At 60.3% G+C, this 20695-nt stretch carries 16 protein-coding genes, 3 tRNA genes and 1 pseudogene; 13 read left to right on the top strand and 7 right to left on the bottom strand.

The genetic code is table 11. The features are described 5' to 3' along the window. Nucleotides 1-1050, bottom strand: coding sequence for a substrate-binding domain-containing protein (locus tag J5Y06_RS15160; RefSeq protein ID WP_209336036.1), 1050 nt, complete (start codon nucleotides 1048-1050; stop codon nucleotides 1-3). 527 nt (nucleotides 1051-1577) lie between these two features. Between J5Y06_RS15160 and J5Y06_RS15155 the strand changes: the two genes are divergently transcribed. Beyond that, entirely contained in the window at nucleotides 1578-2519 is a 942-nt protein-coding gene (locus tag J5Y06_RS15155; RefSeq protein WP_209336035.1) for a LysR family transcriptional regulator, read from the top strand. A 39-nt stretch (nucleotides 2520-2558) separates the two neighbouring features. Here J5Y06_RS15155 and J5Y06_RS15150 read toward each other — a convergent pair whose 3' ends face one another. The 5 genes from J5Y06_RS15150 to J5Y06_RS15130 are packed head-to-tail and all read right to left on the bottom strand — an operon-like array spanning nucleotide 2559 to nucleotide 7006. Then, nucleotides 2559-3809: a Zn-dependent hydrolase gene (locus J5Y06_RS15150; RefSeq protein WP_209336034.1), complete on the bottom strand. Its 1251-nt coding sequence runs from the start codon at nucleotides 3807-3809 to the stop codon at nucleotides 2559-2561. 43 nt (nucleotides 3810-3852) lie between these two features. Next, the gene (locus tag J5Y06_RS15145) at nucleotides 3853-5136 is read right to left on the bottom strand and encodes a TRAP transporter large permease (protein WP_209336033.1); all 1284 of its coding nucleotides are present in this window, start codon (nucleotides 5134-5136) and stop codon (nucleotides 3853-3855) included. A gap of 4 nt (nucleotides 5137-5140) precedes the next feature. Beyond that, complete coding sequence (locus J5Y06_RS15140; protein ID WP_209336032.1) at nucleotides 5141-5626, bottom strand: TRAP transporter small permease; 486 nt, start codon at nucleotides 5624-5626, stop codon at nucleotides 5141-5143. Beyond that, nucleotides 5610-6020, bottom strand: coding sequence for a cupin domain-containing protein (locus tag J5Y06_RS15135; protein WP_209336031.1), 411 nt, complete (start codon nucleotides 6018-6020; stop codon nucleotides 5610-5612). The genes J5Y06_RS15140 and J5Y06_RS15135 overlap by 17 nt, the downstream gene beginning before the upstream one ends. Then, nucleotides 6017-7006 carry a TRAP transporter substrate-binding protein gene (locus tag J5Y06_RS15130; protein ID WP_209336030.1) on the bottom strand — a complete coding sequence of 330 codons (990 nt, stop codon included), beginning with the start codon at nucleotides 7004-7006 and terminating at the stop codon, nucleotides 6017-6019. The genes J5Y06_RS15135 and J5Y06_RS15130 overlap by 4 nt, the downstream gene beginning before the upstream one ends. Nucleotides 7007-7880: 874 nt before the next feature. Between J5Y06_RS15130 and J5Y06_RS15125 the strand changes: the two genes are divergently transcribed. From J5Y06_RS15125 to J5Y06_RS15070, 12 genes and pseudogenes are all read left to right on the top strand, one after another. Next, nucleotides 7881-7957, top strand: a tRNA-Arg gene (locus J5Y06_RS15125). Between the two features lie 213 nt (nucleotides 7958-8170). Further along, complete coding sequence (locus tag J5Y06_RS15120) at nucleotides 8171-9901, top strand: cation:proton antiporter domain-containing protein (protein WP_209336029.1); 1731 nt, start codon at nucleotides 8171-8173, stop codon at nucleotides 9899-9901. Nucleotides 9902-10063: 162 nt separating this feature from the next. After that, the gene (locus tag J5Y06_RS15115; RefSeq protein ID WP_209336028.1) at nucleotides 10064-10861 is read left to right on the top strand and encodes an ion transporter; all 798 of its coding nucleotides are present in this window, start codon (nucleotides 10064-10066) and stop codon (nucleotides 10859-10861) included. A gap of 82 nt (nucleotides 10862-10943) precedes the next feature. Continuing rightward, nucleotides 10944-12497, top strand: coding sequence for a phospholipase D family protein (locus J5Y06_RS15110; RefSeq protein WP_209336027.1), 1554 nt, complete (start codon nucleotides 10944-10946; stop codon nucleotides 12495-12497). 154 nt (nucleotides 12498-12651) lie between these two features. Then, a tRNA-Asp gene (locus J5Y06_RS15105) sits at nucleotides 12652-12728 on the top strand. Between the two features lie 93 nt (nucleotides 12729-12821). After that, nucleotides 12822-12897: transfer RNA gene (locus J5Y06_RS15100), tRNA-Val, on the top strand. 261 nt (nucleotides 12898-13158) lie between these two features. After that, nucleotides 13159-13338, top strand: a pseudogene (locus J5Y06_RS15095) (hypothetical protein); the annotation flags it as partial. Between the two features lie 107 nt (nucleotides 13339-13445). Continuing rightward, nucleotides 13446-15563 (top strand): hypothetical protein, encoded by a 2118-nt coding sequence (locus J5Y06_RS15090; RefSeq protein WP_209336025.1) that lies wholly within the window; start codon nucleotides 13446-13448, stop codon nucleotides 15561-15563. A 335-nt stretch (nucleotides 15564-15898) separates the two neighbouring features. Then, the gene (locus J5Y06_RS15085) at nucleotides 15899-16216 is read left to right on the top strand and encodes a hypothetical protein (RefSeq protein ID WP_209336024.1); all 318 of its coding nucleotides are present in this window, start codon (nucleotides 15899-15901) and stop codon (nucleotides 16214-16216) included. A 135-nt stretch (nucleotides 16217-16351) separates the two neighbouring features. Next, complete coding sequence (locus J5Y06_RS15080) at nucleotides 16352-17596, top strand: TRAP transporter substrate-binding protein (RefSeq protein ID WP_209336023.1); 1245 nt, start codon at nucleotides 16352-16354, stop codon at nucleotides 17594-17596. Then, the gene (locus tag J5Y06_RS15075; protein ID WP_209336022.1) at nucleotides 17593-18123 is read left to right on the top strand and encodes a TRAP transporter small permease; all 531 of its coding nucleotides are present in this window, start codon (nucleotides 17593-17595) and stop codon (nucleotides 18121-18123) included. The genes J5Y06_RS15080 and J5Y06_RS15075 overlap by 4 nt, the downstream gene beginning before the upstream one ends. Beyond that, nucleotides 18120-19397, top strand: a complete 1278-nt coding sequence (locus J5Y06_RS15070; protein ID WP_209336021.1) for a TRAP transporter large permease — start codon at nucleotides 18120-18122, stop codon at nucleotides 19395-19397. The genes J5Y06_RS15075 and J5Y06_RS15070 overlap by 4 nt, the downstream gene beginning before the upstream one ends. Before the next feature lie 97 nt (nucleotides 19398-19494). On the opposite strand, the gene J5Y06_RS15065 is transcribed toward J5Y06_RS15070, so the two are convergent. Continuing rightward, entirely contained in the window at nucleotides 19495-20673 is a 1179-nt protein-coding gene (locus J5Y06_RS15065) for a CaiB/BaiF CoA transferase family protein (RefSeq protein WP_209336020.1), read from the bottom strand. Between the last annotated feature and the right edge of the window lie 22 nt (nucleotides 20674-20695).

Genomic DNA, 20695 nt, shown 5'->3' with positions numbered 1-20695 from the left:
CTAAGGAAGGATTGGATGCACGACGATCAGGTCGCCGTTCTGGTCCCAACGACCTTCGACGTCGGCACGCGGAATGGACATCTCATCCCAGATTCCCTCACCCCAACGCTTCTCGGCCGAGGCAACACCATTGGCTCGCGTTGCAAGCCATGCATCGGTGAAGAGCGTGCTCGGGACCTCCGTTTCACCGGCCATTCCCTGCAAAAGGACCTCAGCGGCAAGCGAGCCGATGCGCGGAACGTCTTGAACCACGGTTGCGATGAAGGGGCTTTCTTCATCGAGCAGCATCTGGAAACCAACGCGGTCGCCGTCGATGGAGGCGATCTTGATCTCGCTACGATTGTTTCGGCGCACTGCTTCCACAGCGCCCGAAACAAGCAAGTCGTAAGCGCCCCAGACGGCGGCGACGCTGCCCGGCTCAGGATTGGCCGTTAGAATGTCTTCCATCTGCGCCTGAACGCGCGCCGCGCTGTGTTCAGTCGGGACCTCGTGCAGTTTCACCTGCGGATAGTCGGCGACCATAGCTTCCAGAATACGCTTGCGCGTTTCTAGGATAGGAGCGCCCGGCACCCAAAATACGTAGACATCACCCTTGTAGTCGATGCTGGAAAGCAGCGCGCGGCTAACCATAGCCGACATCAAGGCGTCGTCGCCGCCCACATCCGCCAAAGCGCCTTCCGTTTTGGAGCCGACGGATGTTGTCACGACCGGAATACCGGCAGCTGTGGCTTTAGCCACAACGGGCGCAAGCTGTTGCGCGTCACCGAGCTGAACAATGATGCCGGCCACACCGGAATTGATCAGACTCTCAATGTTCTCATTGTGCTTGCGAGGGTCGGCTCCACCGTCGGTGACAACAACCTCGGCGCCCGCCTCCTTGAGCACCTTTTCGGCGCCCGCGATGATGTCGCGATTGTAGTCGTTGGTGATCTCGCGAGCAGCAATGCCGATTCTCTTTCCAGCTGCTTCCTGAGCCTGCGCAGTGCCGTGCGACATTGCAAGTCCAAGCGCTGCAGTAAGGGCCAAGCCCTTCAGCGTTTTCGCAATCATGTTGTTCCTCCGGTGGGCGCTTGACCTGATAGCTGCAAGCGTCAGTCATCCTAAATGAGCATTTGTTCGTCGAGCAAGCAAAAATTCGGGAAATAGTTTTGCGGATACGGATTAGGCCGACCAGTCGATTGGCAAATGTCCGCAGTGTACACTTTTGTTTGCAGCCTTCTCGTTCTGTCGCCGGCTCTCTCGTCTGGCGCGCAGAAACAGTCCCCTCGTGGGCGGACAAGCCGCCACTAAGTTTCTCTCGTCCCGGGATTCTGGCTCTTCGATGGCGTCGTGCGGGTGCATACGGGCTCAACCCGCATCGGAGCTCCCCTTGTGGAGAAGGCTTGCCTTGTTAAAGGTTGGCGGTCTTTCGTGGCCGAGTGCACCCGTAGAAATCCTGGCTGCGTCGTCGTCCAGGCGACCGACGCCCTAGCGGCGCTCGCGTTTGACCGGTCTTTACTCCATACGCTAGTTGTTGCGCAGTTCTGAAAAATCCGAAATCCGACAGCGCAGCGTGCAACCGGCTCCGAAGCAGTGATATGCGACCTATCGCCCAGCTCGTCACCGATATGAATTGGAATTCGCTGCGGACCTTTCATTTCATCGTCGAAGAAGGAAGCATTACGAGAGCAGCACAGCGTTTGGCTCTCCGCCAACCCACAGTTTCGCTCGCGCTGCAACGGCTGGAAGACACTTTGGGTGTGCAACTAATCGAACGGAACAGTCGTCACTTCGCTCTCACCGCTAACGGTGAGATCGTCGCAAAATATTGCGCCGACTTATTTCAAAGCGTGGCGCGCTTGAGCAATGAGATTGCGCGGGATCAGGATATCACGACCGGCCTCCTACGCCTCTCCGTCGTCAGCCACTTGCAGTCGTTCCTGCTTGATGAGTCGATTCGGCTCACGCATCAGCGGCACCCCTCTCTGACTTGGCGGATTGACGTGGCCAACAGCAGCGCCATTGTCCGTCAGGTGGTGCAAGAGGCTACGCCCATAGGTGTCTGCCTATTGATGAAGCCGGTTGTCGGCCTCGAGTGCCGTCTTCTGTGTCGAGAGAACTTCGCAATTTTCTGCGGTCGTGAGCATCCGCTATTCGGGCAGGAAGAGGTGTCGATTGCTTCTTTGCAGCAGGAGCCATTTGTGGCGTTCACCTGCGCTGTCGACGGCGGAAATTTCGAGCCGATGGACATGCTGCGGAGTGGTTCTAATTTGGGGCAGCGTGTCGTCGGCTCGAGCTCCCACTTAGAAGAAGTGCGACGCCTGATAATGTCCGGCCTCGGCATCGGCATCTTGCCCATCACGGCAGTCGAGCAGGATGTGGCGGCGGGGTCGATCTATCCCCTGCCAACGCTTCAGGGTTCGATAGGCGCTGACGTCTACATGGTCACCAATCCGAACGTCGAGCTACGAACCGTCGAGCGAACATACCTTGGTGTTGTAGACGAACTGCTCGCGCTTTCGTCAACCAGCGCGTCGTGAGCAACCGAGAGGCTCACGGCGGCGAATTGAGCATCCTGCTCACTCGCTCCTGTCTGCCCGCTCAACCACCGCATGCAGTAGGACATCAAGGCCGGCGCGAAAATCGTCAGGCTCGCAATGTTCGCGGTTGTTGTGCGTGATGCCGCCCCGACAGGGTGTGAACACCATGGCGGTGGGACAATGGCGAGCCATGAAGTAGGCGTCATGTCCTGCCTGACTGACGATGTTGCGCCAGCGATAGCCGAGCCGACCAGCGTGTTGCCGGACAGACGCAATAAGGGTGGGATCGAAGATATCACCGCCCCACAGCCACTCGTCCAGTATCTCAACCTCGCAGCCATTGCGTGCTGCAGCCTCAAAAAGCGACCGCCGCATACGCTCCGCCATTACCTTGGTGGTTGAAGGATCCCCGTGACGCACGTCGCAGACGGCGTCTGCGGTGTCTGACAGGATGCCCGGCTTGTTTGGCCAGGCTGCAAGTCGTGCTGCCGTCGCCTTGCCGCCGGTGCCGGCATACTCCATTCCGAGATCATCAACCGCTGAAAGCCAACGCGCGCCCGCCGCGAGCGCGTTTCGGCGCAACTCCATCGGCCAAGGACCCGTATGAGCGGTTTCACCGGCAAAGCGGGCAAGCATGCCGTGGCTCGGAAAGCCGCCAGTTACAACACCGACCTCGCATCCTTCAGCGTGAAGAAGAGGACCTTGCTCAATGTGCAATTCAAAGTAGGCATCCACCGAGCGCGGCACACAAGGGATAATGCCACGATAGCCGATCTTCTCAAGCTCGGTGCCGAAGCGGCTGCCGTCGTCGCCAATGCGCTCATGAACCCATTCGGGAGAGTAGGCGCCAACGAAACATCCCGAAGCAACCATAGGTGGCGAGTAGCGGCAGCCTTCCTCGTTTGTCCAGTTGACGATCTCTATAGGCCGCTCCGTTCTATAATCGAGGTCATCAAGGGTTCGGCAAAGCTCAAGACCGGCCAGAACGCCGGCGATCCCATCATAGCGCCCGCCATTGATTTGCGTATCAAGATGGCTGCCAATGAGGATTGGGTGGGCCTCAGCGTTGGCGCCTTCCCGCCGCGCGAAGATGGAGCCCACCTCGTCGACAGTGACCCTCAGGCCCGCATCTTTGCACCAAACAACGAACTGATCACGCATCTGCCGATCCGCATCAGATAGTGTCAGGCGCGCCAATCCGCCCGGACGCCCTTCTCCTATCTTGGCGGAGCTTTCGATGGTAGCCCAGAAGCGGTCGAGGGACATGCCAGCGACAGGTGAGATCGACATCTTCATCCTTTAGGTAGCGTATTGGCCGGGCGGATGGCCGTCGTCAGAAGATCAGGTGCGGCAGGCCCGTGACAATCCATGGGAAAAGCACGAGGAAGATCAGGATGCCGGTCATCACACCGATGAATGGTAGGAGATAGCCAAACGCGCGTGACATCGGGATGCCACCAACCCGGCAGGCCGCCATCAAATCGATACCGAGCGGCGGGGTGTTGGCTCCAATGGCCAGGTTGATCGTCAGGAGAATGCCAAAATAAACCGGGTCAATGCCGTAGACGCGCAGGATCGGCAGGAACACCGGCGCCAGGACGAGGATGATTGCGATTGACTCCATGAAGGTGCCGAGCACGAGCATCACGGCCATCATCAAGAGAAGCGCAATGGTGGCACTGTCGGTGAGCCCCGAGATGGTATCAACCGCGAGCTGAGGCACCTGCTCAGCTGCAAGGATCCAGCCGAAGATCGACGCACACGCGATGACGAACAGGATCGCACCGGTCATTTCAGTTGTTTGGCGAAGCAGGTCTCCGATCGTGGGAACGGTCAGCTCTCGGTAAACGAAGACGCCGATGAAGAGCGCATAGACCACGCCGATGCAAGCGGCCTCCGTTGGCGTGAAGAAGCCGCCGCGGATGCCGCCGATGATGATTACCGGCGCGAGCAAAGCCAGCAGGGAGCCGCGGAGAGCGCTCCAGAACTCCGGCCAGGCGAAGGCTTCGCCGCCCTTCCATCCGTTCCTGCGCGAGATGTAATAAGCTGCGACCATCAACCCGAAACCAAGCAGGATACCCGGGATGATGGAGGCGACAAAAAGTTGGCCAATGGATGAGTTGGTGGCAGTTCCATACACGATCAAGACGATCGAAGGCGGAATGACCGATCCCAGCGAACCGGCGGTGCCAAGCAACGAAGCCGAGAAGCCTTCATCATAGCCACGCACCTTCATCGCGGGAAGCAACATTGTGCCGATCGCGACGACGTCGGCCACCCCCGAACCTGACAACGAACCGAAAAGCATGCAGGCTGCTACCATCACAATGGCGAGTCCGCCTGTGGTTCGACCGACTAGCGCCGAGCAGAGCCGGACGATGCGTGGCGCCAAGCCCCCATGCACCATCAAGAGGCCGGCGAACAGGAATAGCGGGATCGCCAGCAGCGTGAAGGAATCGATGCCGGAAATGGCGCGCTGCGCAACCACGATCATCGGCGCGAGATCCGCTACGAAAATGTAGACGACGGACGCTAGCCCTAACGCGACCGCGATCGGAGCATCGATGAGAATAAGTGCGACGAACACGCCGAGAAGGAGAGCAAGTTCGAAAGTCATCTTATCAGTTCCGGCTCAGGATACGGCTGACTACGGCCACAGCACTGAGGGAGCAGCACACCGGAAGCGCGAGATAGGTCAGCCCCACCGGCCAGCGCATCGCCGTCGTAAGGTTGCCCCAGGTGTGTCTGGTGATGTCAAAGCCAGTCTTTGCAAGGATCAAGAGGAAGATGACGGAAGCCAGCGATGCGACCAGTCGCGCGACACGCTGCGCCCGGTCACTGCGAACGATCAACGGCAGCAGGCCCGCCTCAAAGTGTGTGTTGCGGGCAAAGGCGGCAGTTGCGCCTATGAAGGTCACCCAGATCAGTAGGAGGCGCGGGAGTTCCTCCGACCAGAATGGAGTGCGTCCTACAAGGTAGCGAGCGCCGACCGTGTAAGCGACAAGTATGGTGAAGGCCAGCACGCCGATTGCGCCAACAAGGAGCGCGAATCGATCCAGAATGTGAACGGCGGCTGATGTGCGTGCTTCATCAGATGTTCGCAGCATCTTGATCTTCCGTTATAGCCATCGCAGGAATCTTGATATCTGCCCGACAAAGCGAGCATTCATCGCAGTAGGCGGCGATTACGACCCATTCTTCCGAAACGACCTCTACCGTGTGGTGGAGACCGGGCGGCACCCGAACGGCGGATCCCTCGCGCAGGTGATACTCTCTGTTGGCCGCCCTCAAGATCGCTTCACCCCTGATCGTGAAAGAAACCTCGTCCCGGGGATGAGCATGAGCGACACTCTTGGCGCCGCGCTTACCCGTGCTTATTGCGAACTTGATAAAGCCTTCGCCCCGCTCCTTGGGCGAGAACAGCACTTGTTGCTGAAAATCGAAGAACTGAACGGGGGCTACCCCGTCCAATTCGACCACTTCGCACACGAGGTCACTCACTGACGATATGCCTCGATAGCGGACATCAACTCCGGCCCAAAAGTGTCGGCCTGCGCATCCCAGATTGGCTTCGAAGCTTCAATGAAGGGCGCCTTGTCGACCTCGTTGACCTGCATACCTTTCTGTTTGAGCTCAGCGATCACCTCAGCGCTGGCTGACCCGACCATCTCCCGCTGCCGGTCGCGCCATTTTCTTGCGGCCGCTTGAACAACTGCCTGATCTTCTTCGGAAATTTTATCCCAGACCGACTTGGAAATAACGAGACAGGCTGCGCCCCAAACATGCTCGGTCAGCGAGAGATACTTTTGCACCTCAAAAAATGACGAACTCAGAATGATGGAGACCGGGTTTTCCTGTGCGTCGAAGACACCCTGCTGCAAGGCTGAATAAAGTTCGCCGAACGCCAGTGGAGCGGGTTCTGCGCCAAGAGCTTGGAACGCGGCCAAGCGGACTGGATCGGGGGTCACGCGGATCTTGAGGCCTTTGAGGTCTGCAGGTGTCTCGATCGGCTTGCGATTGTTGGTGACGTTGCGGAGTCCGTTTTCCCACCAAGCCAGGTTGACGATGCCTTTGTCTGCGAGCAACGCAGCAAGCTGATCGCCCAGCTCACCGTCAAGCGCCTCAAAAGCGACTTCGCGCGAGGGCCAAGCATAGGGCATTTCGATGATGCCGATCTTCGGCTCGATAGACTGAAACGAACCGCTGCCGATGATGGCGGCCTGAATAGAACCGAACTGGAGGCCCTCAATGACTTCAGTCTCGGTCCCCAACTGGCCGGACGGGAAGATCTTTACCTCAACCCGTCCCTCCGTTTCGGCGGCAACTTGCTCTGCAAACCCAAGAGCAGCCTGATGCCAGCTATGGCTTTCAGCGAGCACGTGAGCCAGACGGATTTCGACATCCGCCGCGCGTAGTGGTGCAGTGCTCAGGAAGATGGCGGCGATGGCGCTGCCAAGGATCGCCTTCCGCAGGGAGGATGAAATCATAACGAGGCTCCTAATGCTCATCAATTGGGCACCAGTCAGCCTAAGATCGTTTAATGATCAGGACAAATAGGCGAGCTCTATGTTTCACATAGGCGATCGCGTAGCAGGCTGAAGTAGCCGCGCTTGAGGATCGCGCCTGCCGATGGGCTCAGATAGCTTGGGGGATCGCGGTGGATGCACTATATGCGGCAACCGTCGTGCATTCGGTGCCAGACTGGTCCTGGCCGTTCGCAAGGAGTCAATGAGCCAGCGGCTGTATCTCGCCGCTAAGGCTATGCGGCTGCGGCTCCTATGGTGGTCCGTGGCATCCCTGCTGCGGGAAGGGTTCAATTGCGCTGCCGTTTGTGAAGCCGCTTTGCGACCTTACATTCGCGTAGGCTCTTTATGCACAAAGAACCTGAACCTGGCAGAATGCGACGTCCGCATATCGCGCTGGCCCACGATTATTCCCAAGAAGTCAGGCATGCGTCCGGTAGATCGTGTCGCGGCTTGAACGATCTCCTGAGCCCGCGGAGGCGTCCAGCCGGCAAACACGTCGAAGATCGGCATGTTCGACGACAACGCGCCGATCCGGCGTTTCAAGCACGAGCTGAACGCCTCAGATGATGCCGAGCAGGCGCGAAGCGCGTCGGAGGGCACTTGTTGATCGAAGTGTTTCCGGCACTGGCGCTGTTATCGATGGAGGAGGATCCTATCGGCTAAACGACGTCACATAGCGCCCCTCCCCCGCCACAAACCTGCCACTCCGGCGCACCCGACAAGATTCGAACTTGTGACCTCTGCCTTCGGCATCTCGCGCTGATCCACTGTCGATACCCGTTGAAGCCGCGCCCGCCTTCGTCTAAGACATCCCGGCGCGGTTCGCGCCCGGCCTGCACCCGTAGCTCAGCTGGATAGAGCGCTGCCCTCCGAAGGCAGAGGTCACAAGTTCGAATCTTGTCGGGTGCGCCACTTTGGTTCAGAGGCATAAACACGGCGCCAGTGTCCGGCCGCAGGCTCGCGTTTCAGCCATGCTGACCGCCGGCCGAATACCCTTCCTTCTCTTCACGTGCGCGCCGGTTGGTTGTTTTCTCAAGCTTGCCGTTCGCCCGTTGATCTAGGGCTTCGGGGAAGAATGCTCCGGGGTGCTCGACACGACTCACGCTGTGGCCGAATAGATGAGTCATGGAGCAGCACGTCCACATCCCGTATCTCCGGGAAGTCACGATCTTCCTGATCACCGCAGGGGTCATCGTGCCGCTGCTGCAGCGTCGCATCAGTCCCGTTCTCGGCTACCTGTTGATCGGGGGCCTCGTTGGCCCGTTCGGCCTCGGCTTGCTTGCGGACGAGAACCCGGTCGTGGCGGCCCTGGTGATCAGTGACCTCGATGGCGTTCAGGCGCTGGCGGAGCTTGGCGTTGTTTTTCTGCTTTTCACCATTGGCCTGGACCTGTCGTTTGACCGGCTTTGGGCGATGCGCCGATCGGTGTTCGGGCTGGGCTCGACGCAGATCCTCGTTACGGCCGCAACAATCGGGATCCTCGCCTGGGCTTGGGACAATTCCGTTGAGGCTTCCATTCTGCTGGGCGCTTGTCTCGCCCTGTCATCAACCGCCATCGTCACGCAATTGCTTGTGGAGCGGCGGCGTCTCAGCACCCCCGTCGGGCAAACGGCGTTTTCCGTTCTCCTGATGCAGGATCTGGCGGTGGTGCCGATCCTGTTTGCGGTCGGCATCGTCAGCACCGCCGCAGGAGGCGGCAGCCTTGCGGGCAGCCTTGCCCTCGCCATTGCCAAGGCGGCTGGGACGGTGGCAGCAATCTACTTCCTGGGCAGGCTGCTGCTGCGAAGACTGCTGCACGTGGTTGCCCGAACCGAAAGCCGCGAGGCCTTCATGGCGATCATCTTGCTGATCGCGATCGGCACCGCGGCGGTGACCGGCCTCGCTGGCCTCTCGATGGCGCTCGGTGCGTTCCTCGCCGGCCTGTTGATTGCAGAAACGGAATACCGGCATCAGGTTGAGGTCGACATCAATCCGTTCAAGGGGCTGATGCTGGGCTTGTTCTTCATGTCGGTCGGCATGGGGATCGACTGGAGAACGCTTGGCGCGGAACCGGTGCTGATTGCGGCCTCTGTTGTGGGGCTCATCGCGCTCAAGACCGCGATCAATATCGCCCTCTGCCTAGTGTGGGGATTGCCGCGGCATGTCGCGGTGGAAACGGGATTGTTGCTCGCCCAGGCTGGGGAGTTCGCCTTCGTCGTGGTCGGTCTGGCGATGAGCCTGGACCTGCTCCCGCAGCCCGTTGGGCAGTTCATGCTCATCGTCGCGGGGCTGTCCATGTTGGTGACGCCAGCGCTTGCCGGCGGGGCACGACGGCTCGGCGCAGCGCTGCAGCGGCGCTCGGCCACCGCAGAGGAGGAAGCGGAGGCCATATTCGTGCCGCACCTTCAGGGACATGTGGTGCTGGCCGGCTTTGGCCGGGTTGGACGGATGATTGCGTCCGTGCTCGATCGTGAACAAATCCCCTACCTGGCGATCGATTGTAATCCGGAAGCTGCCGCCGAAGCACGCCGCCTGGGACAACCGGTTCGGTTCGGCGACGCGTCGCGCATTGAGGTCTTAAGCGCAGCACGAGTCGAGCATGCGATGGCCCTTGTGATCACGATCGGTGACGAGATGGTCACTCAGAACCTGACGCAGCGGATCCGCCAAGCAGTTCCGCATGTGCCGCTCTACGTCCGCGCGCGCGACCACGACCATGCCAAACGCCTCTTGAAGGCCGGCGCGACCGCGACCGTCCCCGAAACGGTTGAAGGCAGTTTGGAGCTCGCGGGTCGCGTGCTCGCCGGATGCGGCATCGACGAGGACACGGTTCGGCACCGTTTGCAACTTGAACGCGGCGCCTGGGAAACGGGTTAGCTCTGCCTCCCACGCTGCAGCATCAGGTCCGCTGTTGATCCGGTGTCAGCTGCGATCCGGCGCCTGCCTGAACCGCAACTTGCCCGATGCCAGAAGGGGAGTTGACGCCCGCCCGCCGTGTCGGCAACTGGTCACCCGACTCTTCCCAACGCAGGACAAGCCATGCAGACGCTGATCGAGTCGCGCCGATTCGAGCGCTTCATCACCATCTTGATCATCATCAATGCCATTACGCTTGGATTGGAAACGTCCGATTGGGCGATGGCGCGCTTTGGCTTAGTGCTGCTTGTGATCGACCGCCTGGTGCTCACCGTCTTCGTTCTGGAGGTGCTTGCGCGCATGCTGGTTTATCGTGGCCGCTTCTTCCACGATCCCTGGCGCGTGTTCGACTTCCTGGTTGTGGGCATCGCGCTGATCCCGACAACGAGCAATCTGTCCGTGCTGCGCGCCCTGCGCATCTTGCGCGTTCTGCGCATTGTCAGCGTGGTTCCCTCGCTTCGCCGCGTGGTGGGCGGGCTCGTTGCCGCCCTGCCCGGCATGGGATCGATCGTGCTGTTGCTGGCGCTGGTGTTTTATGTGTCCTCGGTGATCGCGACCAACCTTTTTGGCGCATCCTTTCCAGACTGGTTCGGGACCCTCGGCGAAAGCGCCTATACCCTGTTCCAGGTGATGACCCTGGAAAGCTGGTCCATGGGCATCGTTCGTCCCGTGATGGAGGTTTATCCCTGGTCGTGGCTGTTCTTCATTCCCTTCATCGTGACCACCTCCTTTGCCGTTCTCAACCTGTTCATCGGCATCATCGTCTCGGCCATGCAGGAGGAGCATGAGTCCACGGCATCCGAAGAGCGTTCTCAGATGAAGGATGAGCAGGACCTCATCCTGCAAGAGGTTCGGGCACTCCGAGCGGAGATCCAGGCGCTTTACGGCGGCGCAGCAACGCCGCCAGCGAGGCCGAGCTGACATCCCCGATGCATAGCCCTTCAATCTGGCAAACGGCAGGAGTTGAACTACACTCCCTGCCGGAAAAGTGGGGCCGTGCAGCGTGTCGGATCTGATCCTGTTTCTTGTTGTCGCAGCGCTTGGCGTGGCGCTTCTGTCCGTGCTTTCCGTGTGGTCCTACGGGCAGTTCGCTCGCCAGCTTCGCGTCGAACCCTCGCAAGCCTTGCCCGTGGCGGGCTCTTCGACGCCGCTTGATGCCGTTGTGGAGGCGTTGTCGCCTCCCGCCGGCGCCGGAAACGGGCTGCTGCTTTTGTCCGATGGCTTGGATGCGTTTGTCGGCCGGGCCATATCCGCCCGCAGCGCCGGCCGCAGCCTCGACCTTCTTTATTACATCTGGGATGATGACCTGACCGGGCGCTTGTTGACGCAGGAGGTGGTTTCCGCCGCAGACCGCGGCGTCCGCGTGCGGCTTCTTCTTGACGACATCAACGCGAGCGGCGCTGATCCTGTTTATCTCGCGCTCGACAGCCATCCCAACATCGAGCTGCGGCTCTTCAACCCGACGCGCGCCAGAACCCCGGGCCTCCGCCGGGGGCTGGAAATGATCTTGCGGGCGTTCAGCGCCACGCGGCGTATGCACAACAAGGCCTGGATCGCCGATGGCCGTATGGCGATCGTGGGCGGCCGGAACATCGGCGACGAGTATTTCGACGCTGATGAGGAAGCAAATTTCCGCGACCTCGACCTTGTGCTGCTCGGCCCCCTGGTGAAGCAGGTGGAAGCAGTCTTTGACGCCTTCTGGAACAGCGCATCCGCCATTCCTATCGGGGCGCTGGCGAAGGGGCGGCGCGCCGACATTTCGGCGATGCGAGAGAAGCTGTCGGTCGCAGTTGAAGCGCCGGCAACGCGGCAATTCTTCGATCGCCTTCGGGATCACACGTCGCTCCGTGTTTTCCTGCAACACGGCACGATCCACTGGACTGCCGAAGCGCGTGTGGTCAGCGATCCACCCGAGAAAACGCTTGGAAACAAGCGCGGCAACTGGCTGATGTCGCAGCTTCTGCCCGTACTGACCTCCGCCACCAGGCGCATCGACATCACCTCGCCTTACTTCGTTCCCGGCAACGAAGGCATACAGGCGCTGAAACAATGGAGGCAGCAGGGCCTCACCCTCCGGGTTCTCACCAACTCGCTCGCCGCGACGGACGTGGCGGTGGTGCATGGCGGCTATGCACCGGCCCGCGTTCCCCTGCTCCAAGCCGGAATTGTGCTTTACGAGCTACGGCCTGACATTTTTCGTCGGGGCTTCTCTCTGCTGGGGTCAAGCGGTGCCAGCCTGCACACTAAGGCCTTTACCGTGGATGGCGAGAAAGGCTTCATCGGCTCGTTCAACTTCGATCCGCGCTCGATCGCCCTCAACACGGAAATGGGCGTGCTCTTTCGCTCGCCCGCGCTTCTTTCCGAGATGACTGCCTTGTTCGAGCGCGAGATCGGGCCGAGCTTCAGCTATGAACTTTTCCTGGACGATGGCTCGCTGCGCTGGCGTACGCAGGAAGAGGCGAAAGTTGCTGTCTACAGGTCGGAGCCCAACGCAGGGATTCTCCGACGCGCCGTCGCCTGGTTCACCGGCTGGCTGCCGATCCGCTCACAGCTTTGAGACGGCGGCGACGAGCCAAGTTGTGTCTCCATGCCGCAAGGTCATGCCCCTTATTCACAACGCCGGCGAAACTCTTCGGGTGGTCGCTTGACACCCCCGGGCGAAGTCCGTAATGACGCCACCACGTCGCCGGCAACGGCCGACGAAGAGATGCGCGGGTGTAGCTCAGTTGGTTAGAGTGCCGGCCTGTCACGCCGGAGGTCGCGGGTTCGAGCCCCGTCACTCGCGCCATTCTCTTCAAGGACTTGGACAACGTCCTTGCATTGTTTGTTGAAGCTTCTTCAACGCGATGCCACCAAAAGTGACTGCCGGTTTCACCGGTGCGGGCGATTAGCTCAGTTGGTAGAGCGCCTCGTTTACACCGAGGATGTCGGGAGTTCGAGTCTCTCATCGCCCACCATAATTTTCAATGACTTACGAGACGCGGCGAGAGCTGCCGCCACCGGAACCGCCACCGGTAGCTCCCGCGGTATCGACCGGAACGGTCTGAGAATGGACCTTCTGAACGACTGGCGCGCCCGCGCTGCTACGCGACGGCGCCCCCGAAGTAAAAGGTCCCCACGGCTTGTACGCTTCGCTAGCCCCGAGCATGAAGCGAGCCAGAGGGCCGGCATAGAGGCGGCCAGGGCGGAAGGTAGGGGCTTACCTCGGGCGGCAGCCCAGCTACAGCCAAGACAGCCTCCAAATGGTACTCAACATGCTCCGCACCGGCACAGCCGGCATCAGCGACATCGCCCGCTGGGTCGGACTTTCAAGTCAAATTGTCCTGCGCATCAAAGCAGACCGAGGCAAGGCCGAGGCGGCGATGAAAACTTGGCACAGCCATAAGCTTGTGCCTTGAAGGTTCCTGACAATTGACGCGGAAGCCCCGCAATATACTACTCAAATCCATGGGTGGGGGGTCTATTTGGTTTCATCCCATCCTCGTTGCTAGTGCGAGGTTGTCGGATGACCGTTACGAGGCAGGCGCTACGCGTCTACGCCACACTGGAAGGCCTAAAGCCGAAGAATGAAGCGGACGTACTGGACGCGCTAATTCCCTTCCTCAGTCCGTTGCTGGACCTCCTGGACGGCAAGGTCTTTGAAACCGGCTTGCTTATTGCTGGTCTTCACAAGCTGTACGGCTGGAAAATTTCAACTGAGGTAGCCCTCGTTTTTCAGGAGCGGCTGGAAGCCCACGGCTTGCTGGTAAAGCCCGATCCCAAGGCACGCATCTGGTTAGTTCAGGCACGCAGTGCAGAGGCCGATGAAGGCGCGAGTTTCGCTCAAGATATGCGTCAGGTCGTTGAGGCATTTCAGCAATTTGCGCAATCATTGAACGATCTGCTGCACCGCGATCGGTCAGACGAGGATGCCCTTGACCTGCTTGTCAAGTTCCTTGTCACGCTCGACGTCTCGTCACAGGGGAAGCGTGACGCAAACGGCGACAAGTACTCTGAGCTTCTCAAGACATTGGCTCCAGAGGACACTCACCTGCACGCGGATGAGCGATACCTAGCAGCGCGGTTCGTTGATCAAGTCAGCAAGACCGATGAGGAGCTGTTTGGAAAGCTTACGAAACTCGCTGCTGTCGGCATGCTGACCGAGGTCGTGCAGGACTTCGTTGAACCGAGCCAAAATGGCGAACAGTCGAAGCTTACAATCGTGCTTGACGCTCCGCTTGCGCTGGCCGCGCTCGGCGTATCCGGCACTGAGGCACAGCGAGACGTGTCCCTTAACATAGACGCTGCTCGGCAGATCGGTTGTTCGGTCGTTGTCCTTGAAGAGAGCTGCGACGAGATGTCGCGCATCTTGAAAACCACCCTCGCGACCCCTCGTCAGAACCGTCATGGTCCGACCCATTCTGCTATAGTCAAGGGCCAAGTGAGGGAGCAATTCGTCGAGATCGTTCAGCGGGACCCGGAGCGGGCGTTGAGGGCTATCGGTGTGACAGTGCGACAGCTCACCCTTGCTGGCACACCTTCTCAACACGTTCATTTCACTGAGGCACTGTTCCAGGACTTCCAAGCCGCTATCAACTGGAGGCAAGGCTTCCCCGATGCGATACGGCACGACGCCACCGTTATGACGTTGGTCTGCAGGCTTCGTGAAGGGCACCGCGCAGTAGACATCTTCGACAACAGGTTTGTTTTTATCACCAACAACGGTGCTTTCGTGAGACTGGCAAGGCAGTTTTCATTGGAGTGCGGGATTGTTCAGGAGAGGCACTGCCCACCGGTAATCCAGCATGCATCCTTCGCTGTGGCGGCCTGGCTTCGCACCGGATTTGGTGCCCAAAGCGATATTCCAACAGCTCATTTGCTGGCCCACTGTGAACGCGTCCTCAATGTCCGAAAGGAGGTTGTGCAGAGGGCTCGTGAGCTGCTGCGGACGATTACTCCAGAGCAGGAAGCGCAATATGATCTTCTTCTTCAAGATGCGCGGTCCGTCACGAAGTTGATGGATTTCACGCTGGGCGATGAAGAGCGCCTGACGGAGGCTACAATTCCCACGCTCTTGGCAGAGATGAAGCGCGCTACGGTTTCCGAGTTGAAGGAGGAACACGAGAAAGCAGTTGCCGCTCAGAGGAGGAAGCATGCGGAAGAACGCAAGCAGGCCGCTGCTATTCAAGCTCAGCTCGCTGGAGAGGTACGAAACCTTCAGTCGCGGCTTGATGCGAACGAGGCTCAGCAGCAAGCGAAACTCAGCCGATTGCAAAGCTCGATCAATGCGGTTGTTGCGGAAGCAAATAGACGGATGACTAGCGTGCGCTACTTCACGACGCTTATCGCTTCCGTCATCGCCCTGCTTCTCTTGCTCAACGCGGTCTTCGGGTGGGTAAATTGGCAGGCCGACCAGCCGGTACTTTATGCTGCGGGAACTGGGCTTGGCCTATACGGCGCCCTACAGCAATTCATAAGCTGGCCCTCGTTTGGCTTTGGATCAGTTCTGAACTGGGTCGGAAAAGTTCGCCTGCGGAGAGCATTGGAGCGGCGGGGCTTGATTGCAGACGTAGATGAGTCGGAGTTTTCATGGAGCTACGGCCAAGCTGATCGCGCGCCAATAGGGACAAGCCAAACGACCTAGGCTTGTTGGAGAGCCAGGTGCGCTACCAGCATGTACTACCAACCTCGTCCCGAGGCAGCTAACCTATTGTTCTTATATACCGTTGTGCGGTTGGCTGGGGCGCCTGGATTCGAACAGGGGATGGCGACAGCAAAGCCGCGTTTTACCGCTTGGTTACGCCCCATAGATGGGCAGGTCGGGCCTGCCTTACGCGCTCTTACACGGCGTGCTCCGTCCCCTGCAAAGTGACGGACATTAGGTCTCCACCAGGCATGCGATCGCCAATCGCGCAGACCGGCGTCGACGCCGTTCCCGGATCCTGCCACATAGGGTGTCCCAACGGAGGAGGTCAGTTCATGGTACACAACCACCGCAGCGTACCTTGCCCCGCACACGGAGCAGCTATCCAGATCGCGTCGATCGGTGCCTTTGCCACGGCCGTCGCCGTGAACGCGCACCGCGACGGCATGGCCGCGATGCGTCAGGCACGCGAGGACCGTGCGCAGCAGCTCTGGGCGGGGCGCCTGCAGCACGCGCGTGTCTCCGCCGCGAATGCGCTGAACGTCGCCCGTGACGCAGTCAAGCGCGTCCATGAACTCGAGGCAGAAGTGGAAGCGCTGCGCCGCGCTGTGGGTTCCCGGGACTCACTCATCCGGAGACTGGCGGATGGATAAGGTCCCCGAACCGCGAGAAGGACGATACCAGCACCAGCTAACGGCGGAACCCCGCCCCGCGATTGTCGCGCTAGAGAACGTGGCCGGGACCAGCGACACTGGGCGGGCGCATCCACGAGTATGCGGCAGCGGACTGTGGCGCGCGAGCAAGCTTCGACTTGGGTGGCCTGCCCGACCATGGCCGTTAGCCGTTACGGGGGAACGCTGAACCACAGCGGCACGCTAACTATCTCCGCCGGGGGAGCTGGACAGATTCCGATCCGCGTTGCGCCCCAGGCAACACTCTGCATCGCATTCATCAATTCCCTGGCGATCGAAACCCTGTATGGTCCTGGTGCTTGGAGGCGGCGGCGAGACATCTCGCCAAAGGAGGAGGATCAAATGAAAATGACTGCCCTGAAAGTGGTGCTCGCAGCCGCGTCGCTATCGATACTTGCTGCGTTCGCAGCCGACGAAGCGGTCGCGAAGGAGATTCGCATCGGAACCATCTCTGCAGCCGGAAGTCCGTGGGACAAGGCGCTTCAGCGCTTCGCCGAGGTGCTCGCGGCAGAAACCGACGGCGAACTCAGGGCCTCGGTCTACACGGACGGTCAACTCGGGGACATCCCGCAATTGCTGACCGGCATGCAACTGGGAAATGTCGAGATGGGCTATTTCGGCCTGGGTTCGGCCACCTATCTCAAGGAAGCCGCCCCCCTGACGGTCATCTACGCGCCCTATCTGTTTCGCGATGCCGGCCATGCCGAGCGGGCGCTGAACAGCCCAGCCTTCCACGAGATCTATGATGATATCGCCGAAGCCACCGGTGTGCGCATCGTTGCGGCGTGGGGCCAGCGTTCCCCGCGTGCCGTCCAGTCGGTCAAGGGGCCCGTGGAGAAGCCCGAGGATCTGAACGGGATGAAGCTGCGCATCCCGGCCATGCCGATCTTCGAGGAGACGTTCAAGACCCTGGGCGTGCAGATCGTACCGATGGGGATGACTGAAATCTATACCGGGCTCTCGAAGGGGTTGGTCGAGGGCCAAGACAATGGTTTCGACCTTGCGCTGCCGCTCAAGTTTCACGAGGTCGCCAAGCACTGGTCGGCTACCGGCCATGCATATGAAACAACCGGCTGGTTTATCTCCGAGCAGCTCTGGCAGTCGCTTTCGGACGATGAGCGCACGGCGATCTCCAAGGCGACCGAGGAAGGCGGCAAAGTCACGACCGCCGAGGAGGTGAAACTGCAGGAGGAAGCACTCAAGGTCTTTGAGGCGGAAGGTGTCATCTATACCGTTCCCGATCGCGAGGCTTTCCGTGAGGCGCTGAAGGACGTTGCCGCAAAGTTCGAAGGCTCGGTCTGGCCCGAAGGCTTTACCGACCAGATCCAGGCGATCGAATGAGCGAAGACCCGATCGCCGGGGAACCGGTGGCCGTGCGGATTTTCCGCACGGCCACGAATGTCTTGAGGACGGTGCTGACGGTCTCAATCTCACTTCTGCTTGCATTCATTCTGCTGCTGATGTTTGCGCAGGCGGCGGACCGTTACCTGGTGGGAAGCGGCTTCTCCGCCTATGAGCAATATTCGAAAATCGCATTGGTCTGGCTCGTCTTTCTCGGCTTCCCGGTCGCCATCCTGCACTACGAATCCATCACTGCCGACCTGATCGCCCATTATCTCAGCGAACGTATGCTGGGGGTTCGCGACCTGATCTTTAATTTTGTGATGGCGGCGATGGCGGGCCTGCTCCTCTTCTACGGACTTCCGGTCATGCGGGTCGGATCGTTTATGGAAATCCTCGGCACGCCCTTCACATACTGGTCGATCTATCTGTCTTTCAATCTGGGCATGGCGCTCATCATCCTCATCCTCGTTGCCAGATCATTGGCGGCTCTACACGCTGCAATCGCGCGGCATAATGCGTCATGAGCGTGTCCATCATCATCCTGTTCCTGCTGTTGCTCATTGTCGGTTTCGACGTCGGCTTCACGATGATCATCGCCGCCTATGCCGCGATCATCACGGGTGATCGCCTCGTCAACGAAACGATACTTCCACAACATATCGTCGCCAGCGCGGATCATTTTGTGCTGCTCGCGATTCCGCTCTTCATCCTCGCCGGCGAGATCATGAATTTCGGAGGATTGACCCAGCGTCTGGTCGATTGGGCGCTGGCCCTGCTCGGCCATGTGCGGGGCGCACTGGGTCAGGTGGCGCTGCTGACCAACCTGCTGATGGCGGGCGTATCGGGCTCCGGCGCGGCCGACGCCGCCGCCACCGGGCGCATCCTGATTCCGGCGATGCGCAAGGAGGGATACAATGAAGGCTATGCCGGTGCGCTCATCGCCGCCGGTGCGATGCTCGGTCCCATCCTGCCGCCCTCGGTACCGATGATCATCTACGCCGTCATGGCCAACGTATCGGTCATGAAGCTGTTCATGGCGGGCGTAGTTCCGGGCTTCCTGCTCTTCATGGGATATTCGGTGATCTGCCGCTTCTACCCCACGGGGCAGAAGGTCGAGTATTTCCGCAAGCCTTTGTCAAACCGAGAGCGTATTCGCGCCACCTTGCGGACCCTGCCCGTGCTGACCCTCCCCATCGTCGTGCTCGGCGGCATGCGTTTCGGGCTGGTGACCGACACGGAGGCGGCTGCGCTGGCCTCGGTCTGGGCCCTCGTCGTGGCGATGTTTTTCCTGCGCGAACTCAGCCCGTCCGGCTTCGGCAAGGCGCTGGCCAGTGCCGCGCGCAGTTCGGCAGCGATCCTGTTCCTGCTGGCGGCCGCAGGCCCCCTCGCATGGCTTATTGCCGAAAGCCGCGTCAATTTGGAAATCGCGGCTGCCATTTCCAGCATCAGTTCCAACCCCCTCATCGTCCTGCTGACGATCAACATATTGCTGCTCGTGGTCGGCTTCTTTCTGGAGCCGCTTCCGGCGATGATCGTCTTCATTCCGACCCTCATACCGATCGGCGCCAGCCTAGGATTAGATCCGATCCATTTCGGGATGATCGTGATCCTCAATCTCATGATCGGAATGCTGACGCCGCCGGTGGGACTGCTCCTGTTCGTCGCCAGCGGCGCCGGAAAGGTGCCGGTCGCCGCCATCATCCGCCATATCTGGCCGTTCGTATTGTGGTCACTGGTCGTTCTGACACTGGTGACGCTGTTTCCCGGCTTGACCCTGTGGCTATCGAGCACCCCCTAGATCAGCGCCCGCGCCACAGCTGAACGGCGTCCCGCCAGCTGGATGCGTGCCGTGGGGAACGTCCGCGCGTGAGAACAGACGTGCCGACCGTGCGACGTCAGCGCAAAGCGCCTTTGGCGCGTAGTGTGTCGATGCGATCGCGATCATAGCCGAGTTCCCCCAGCACCTCGTCGCCATGTTGGCCGAGAGCCGGCGCCGGGCGCCGCATCTCGCAGCTTCCGGGCGTGGATTTGATTGGAAAGCCGAGCATCCGGACCGTGCCATGCGGGCCATGCGGAACGGGCAGCACCATCTCGCGGTGGCGGATCTGCGGATCGTCGAACATCTCGGGAATGGTCAGTACCGGGCCGGCCGGCACCCCGCCCTCATTCAGGCGCTCGATCCATTCCTCGGCGCTCGCCGTCATCAGGACCGGCTCGATCTCAAGGCGGATCGCTTCACGATCAGCCATGCGCTTTTCGTTGGTATCGAAGCGCGGATCTGTTGCGAGATCGTCGCGCCCGATTGCGTTGAGCAGGCGCGCATAGATGGCGTCATTGCTCGGTGCGATGGCGATCGGCTTGTCCGCAGTGCGGAAGAGACCATAGGGCGCCACCAGAGGATGGTCGTTCCCGCTTCGCTGCGGAGGTTCGCCAGTGGCGAGCGTGTCCGCTGCCATGTAGCTGAGCAGGCTGACCAGACCATCGGTCAGGCTGATGTCGAGGCTGCGAAAAGCACGATCTTCGCGCAGCCCAGCCAGCGCAGCCGTGACGCCGAGCGCGCCGTAAAGCCCTGCCACCAGGTCGGAAACCGGCAGGCCGCTGCGCAGCGGCAGGTCGTCGGCATTGCCATTGACGCTCATGAACCCGCTGAGCGCCTGAGCGATAAAATCGAACGCCGGACGATGCGAGTACGGGCCGCTGGAACCGAAACCGCTGATGTGGCAGACGACCAGGCGAGGGTTGAGCTTCCGCAGCCTTTCGTCGGAGAACCCCATGGCGGCCATCACGCCCGGGCGAAAATTCTCGACCACGACGTCGCTGCTGGCAATCATGTCGGCGAGTATTTCATGTCCATCCGGATGGCGAAGATCGATTGCGATCGAGCGCTTGTTGCGGTTGTAGCCAGCATAGTACCAGCTCAGTCCCTCGACCTTCTTGCCCTGCTCGCGCAGGGGATCGCCCGCCGCCGTCTCGATCTTGATTACGTCCGCGCCGAGATCGGCCAGGAGCTGGGTGCAAAACGGACCCGAAATGATCCGAGTGAAATCGACTACGCGCGTACCGGTCAGGCTCATCTGGTGACTCCTTGCAAGTTGC

Origin of the sequence: Tianweitania sediminis (assembly GCF_017813335.1) — a bacterium.
Classification (GTDB): Bacteria; Pseudomonadota; Alphaproteobacteria; order Rhizobiales; family Rhizobiaceae; genus Tianweitania; species Tianweitania sediminis.
This window is presented reverse-complemented; position numbering and strand designations above follow the sequence as displayed.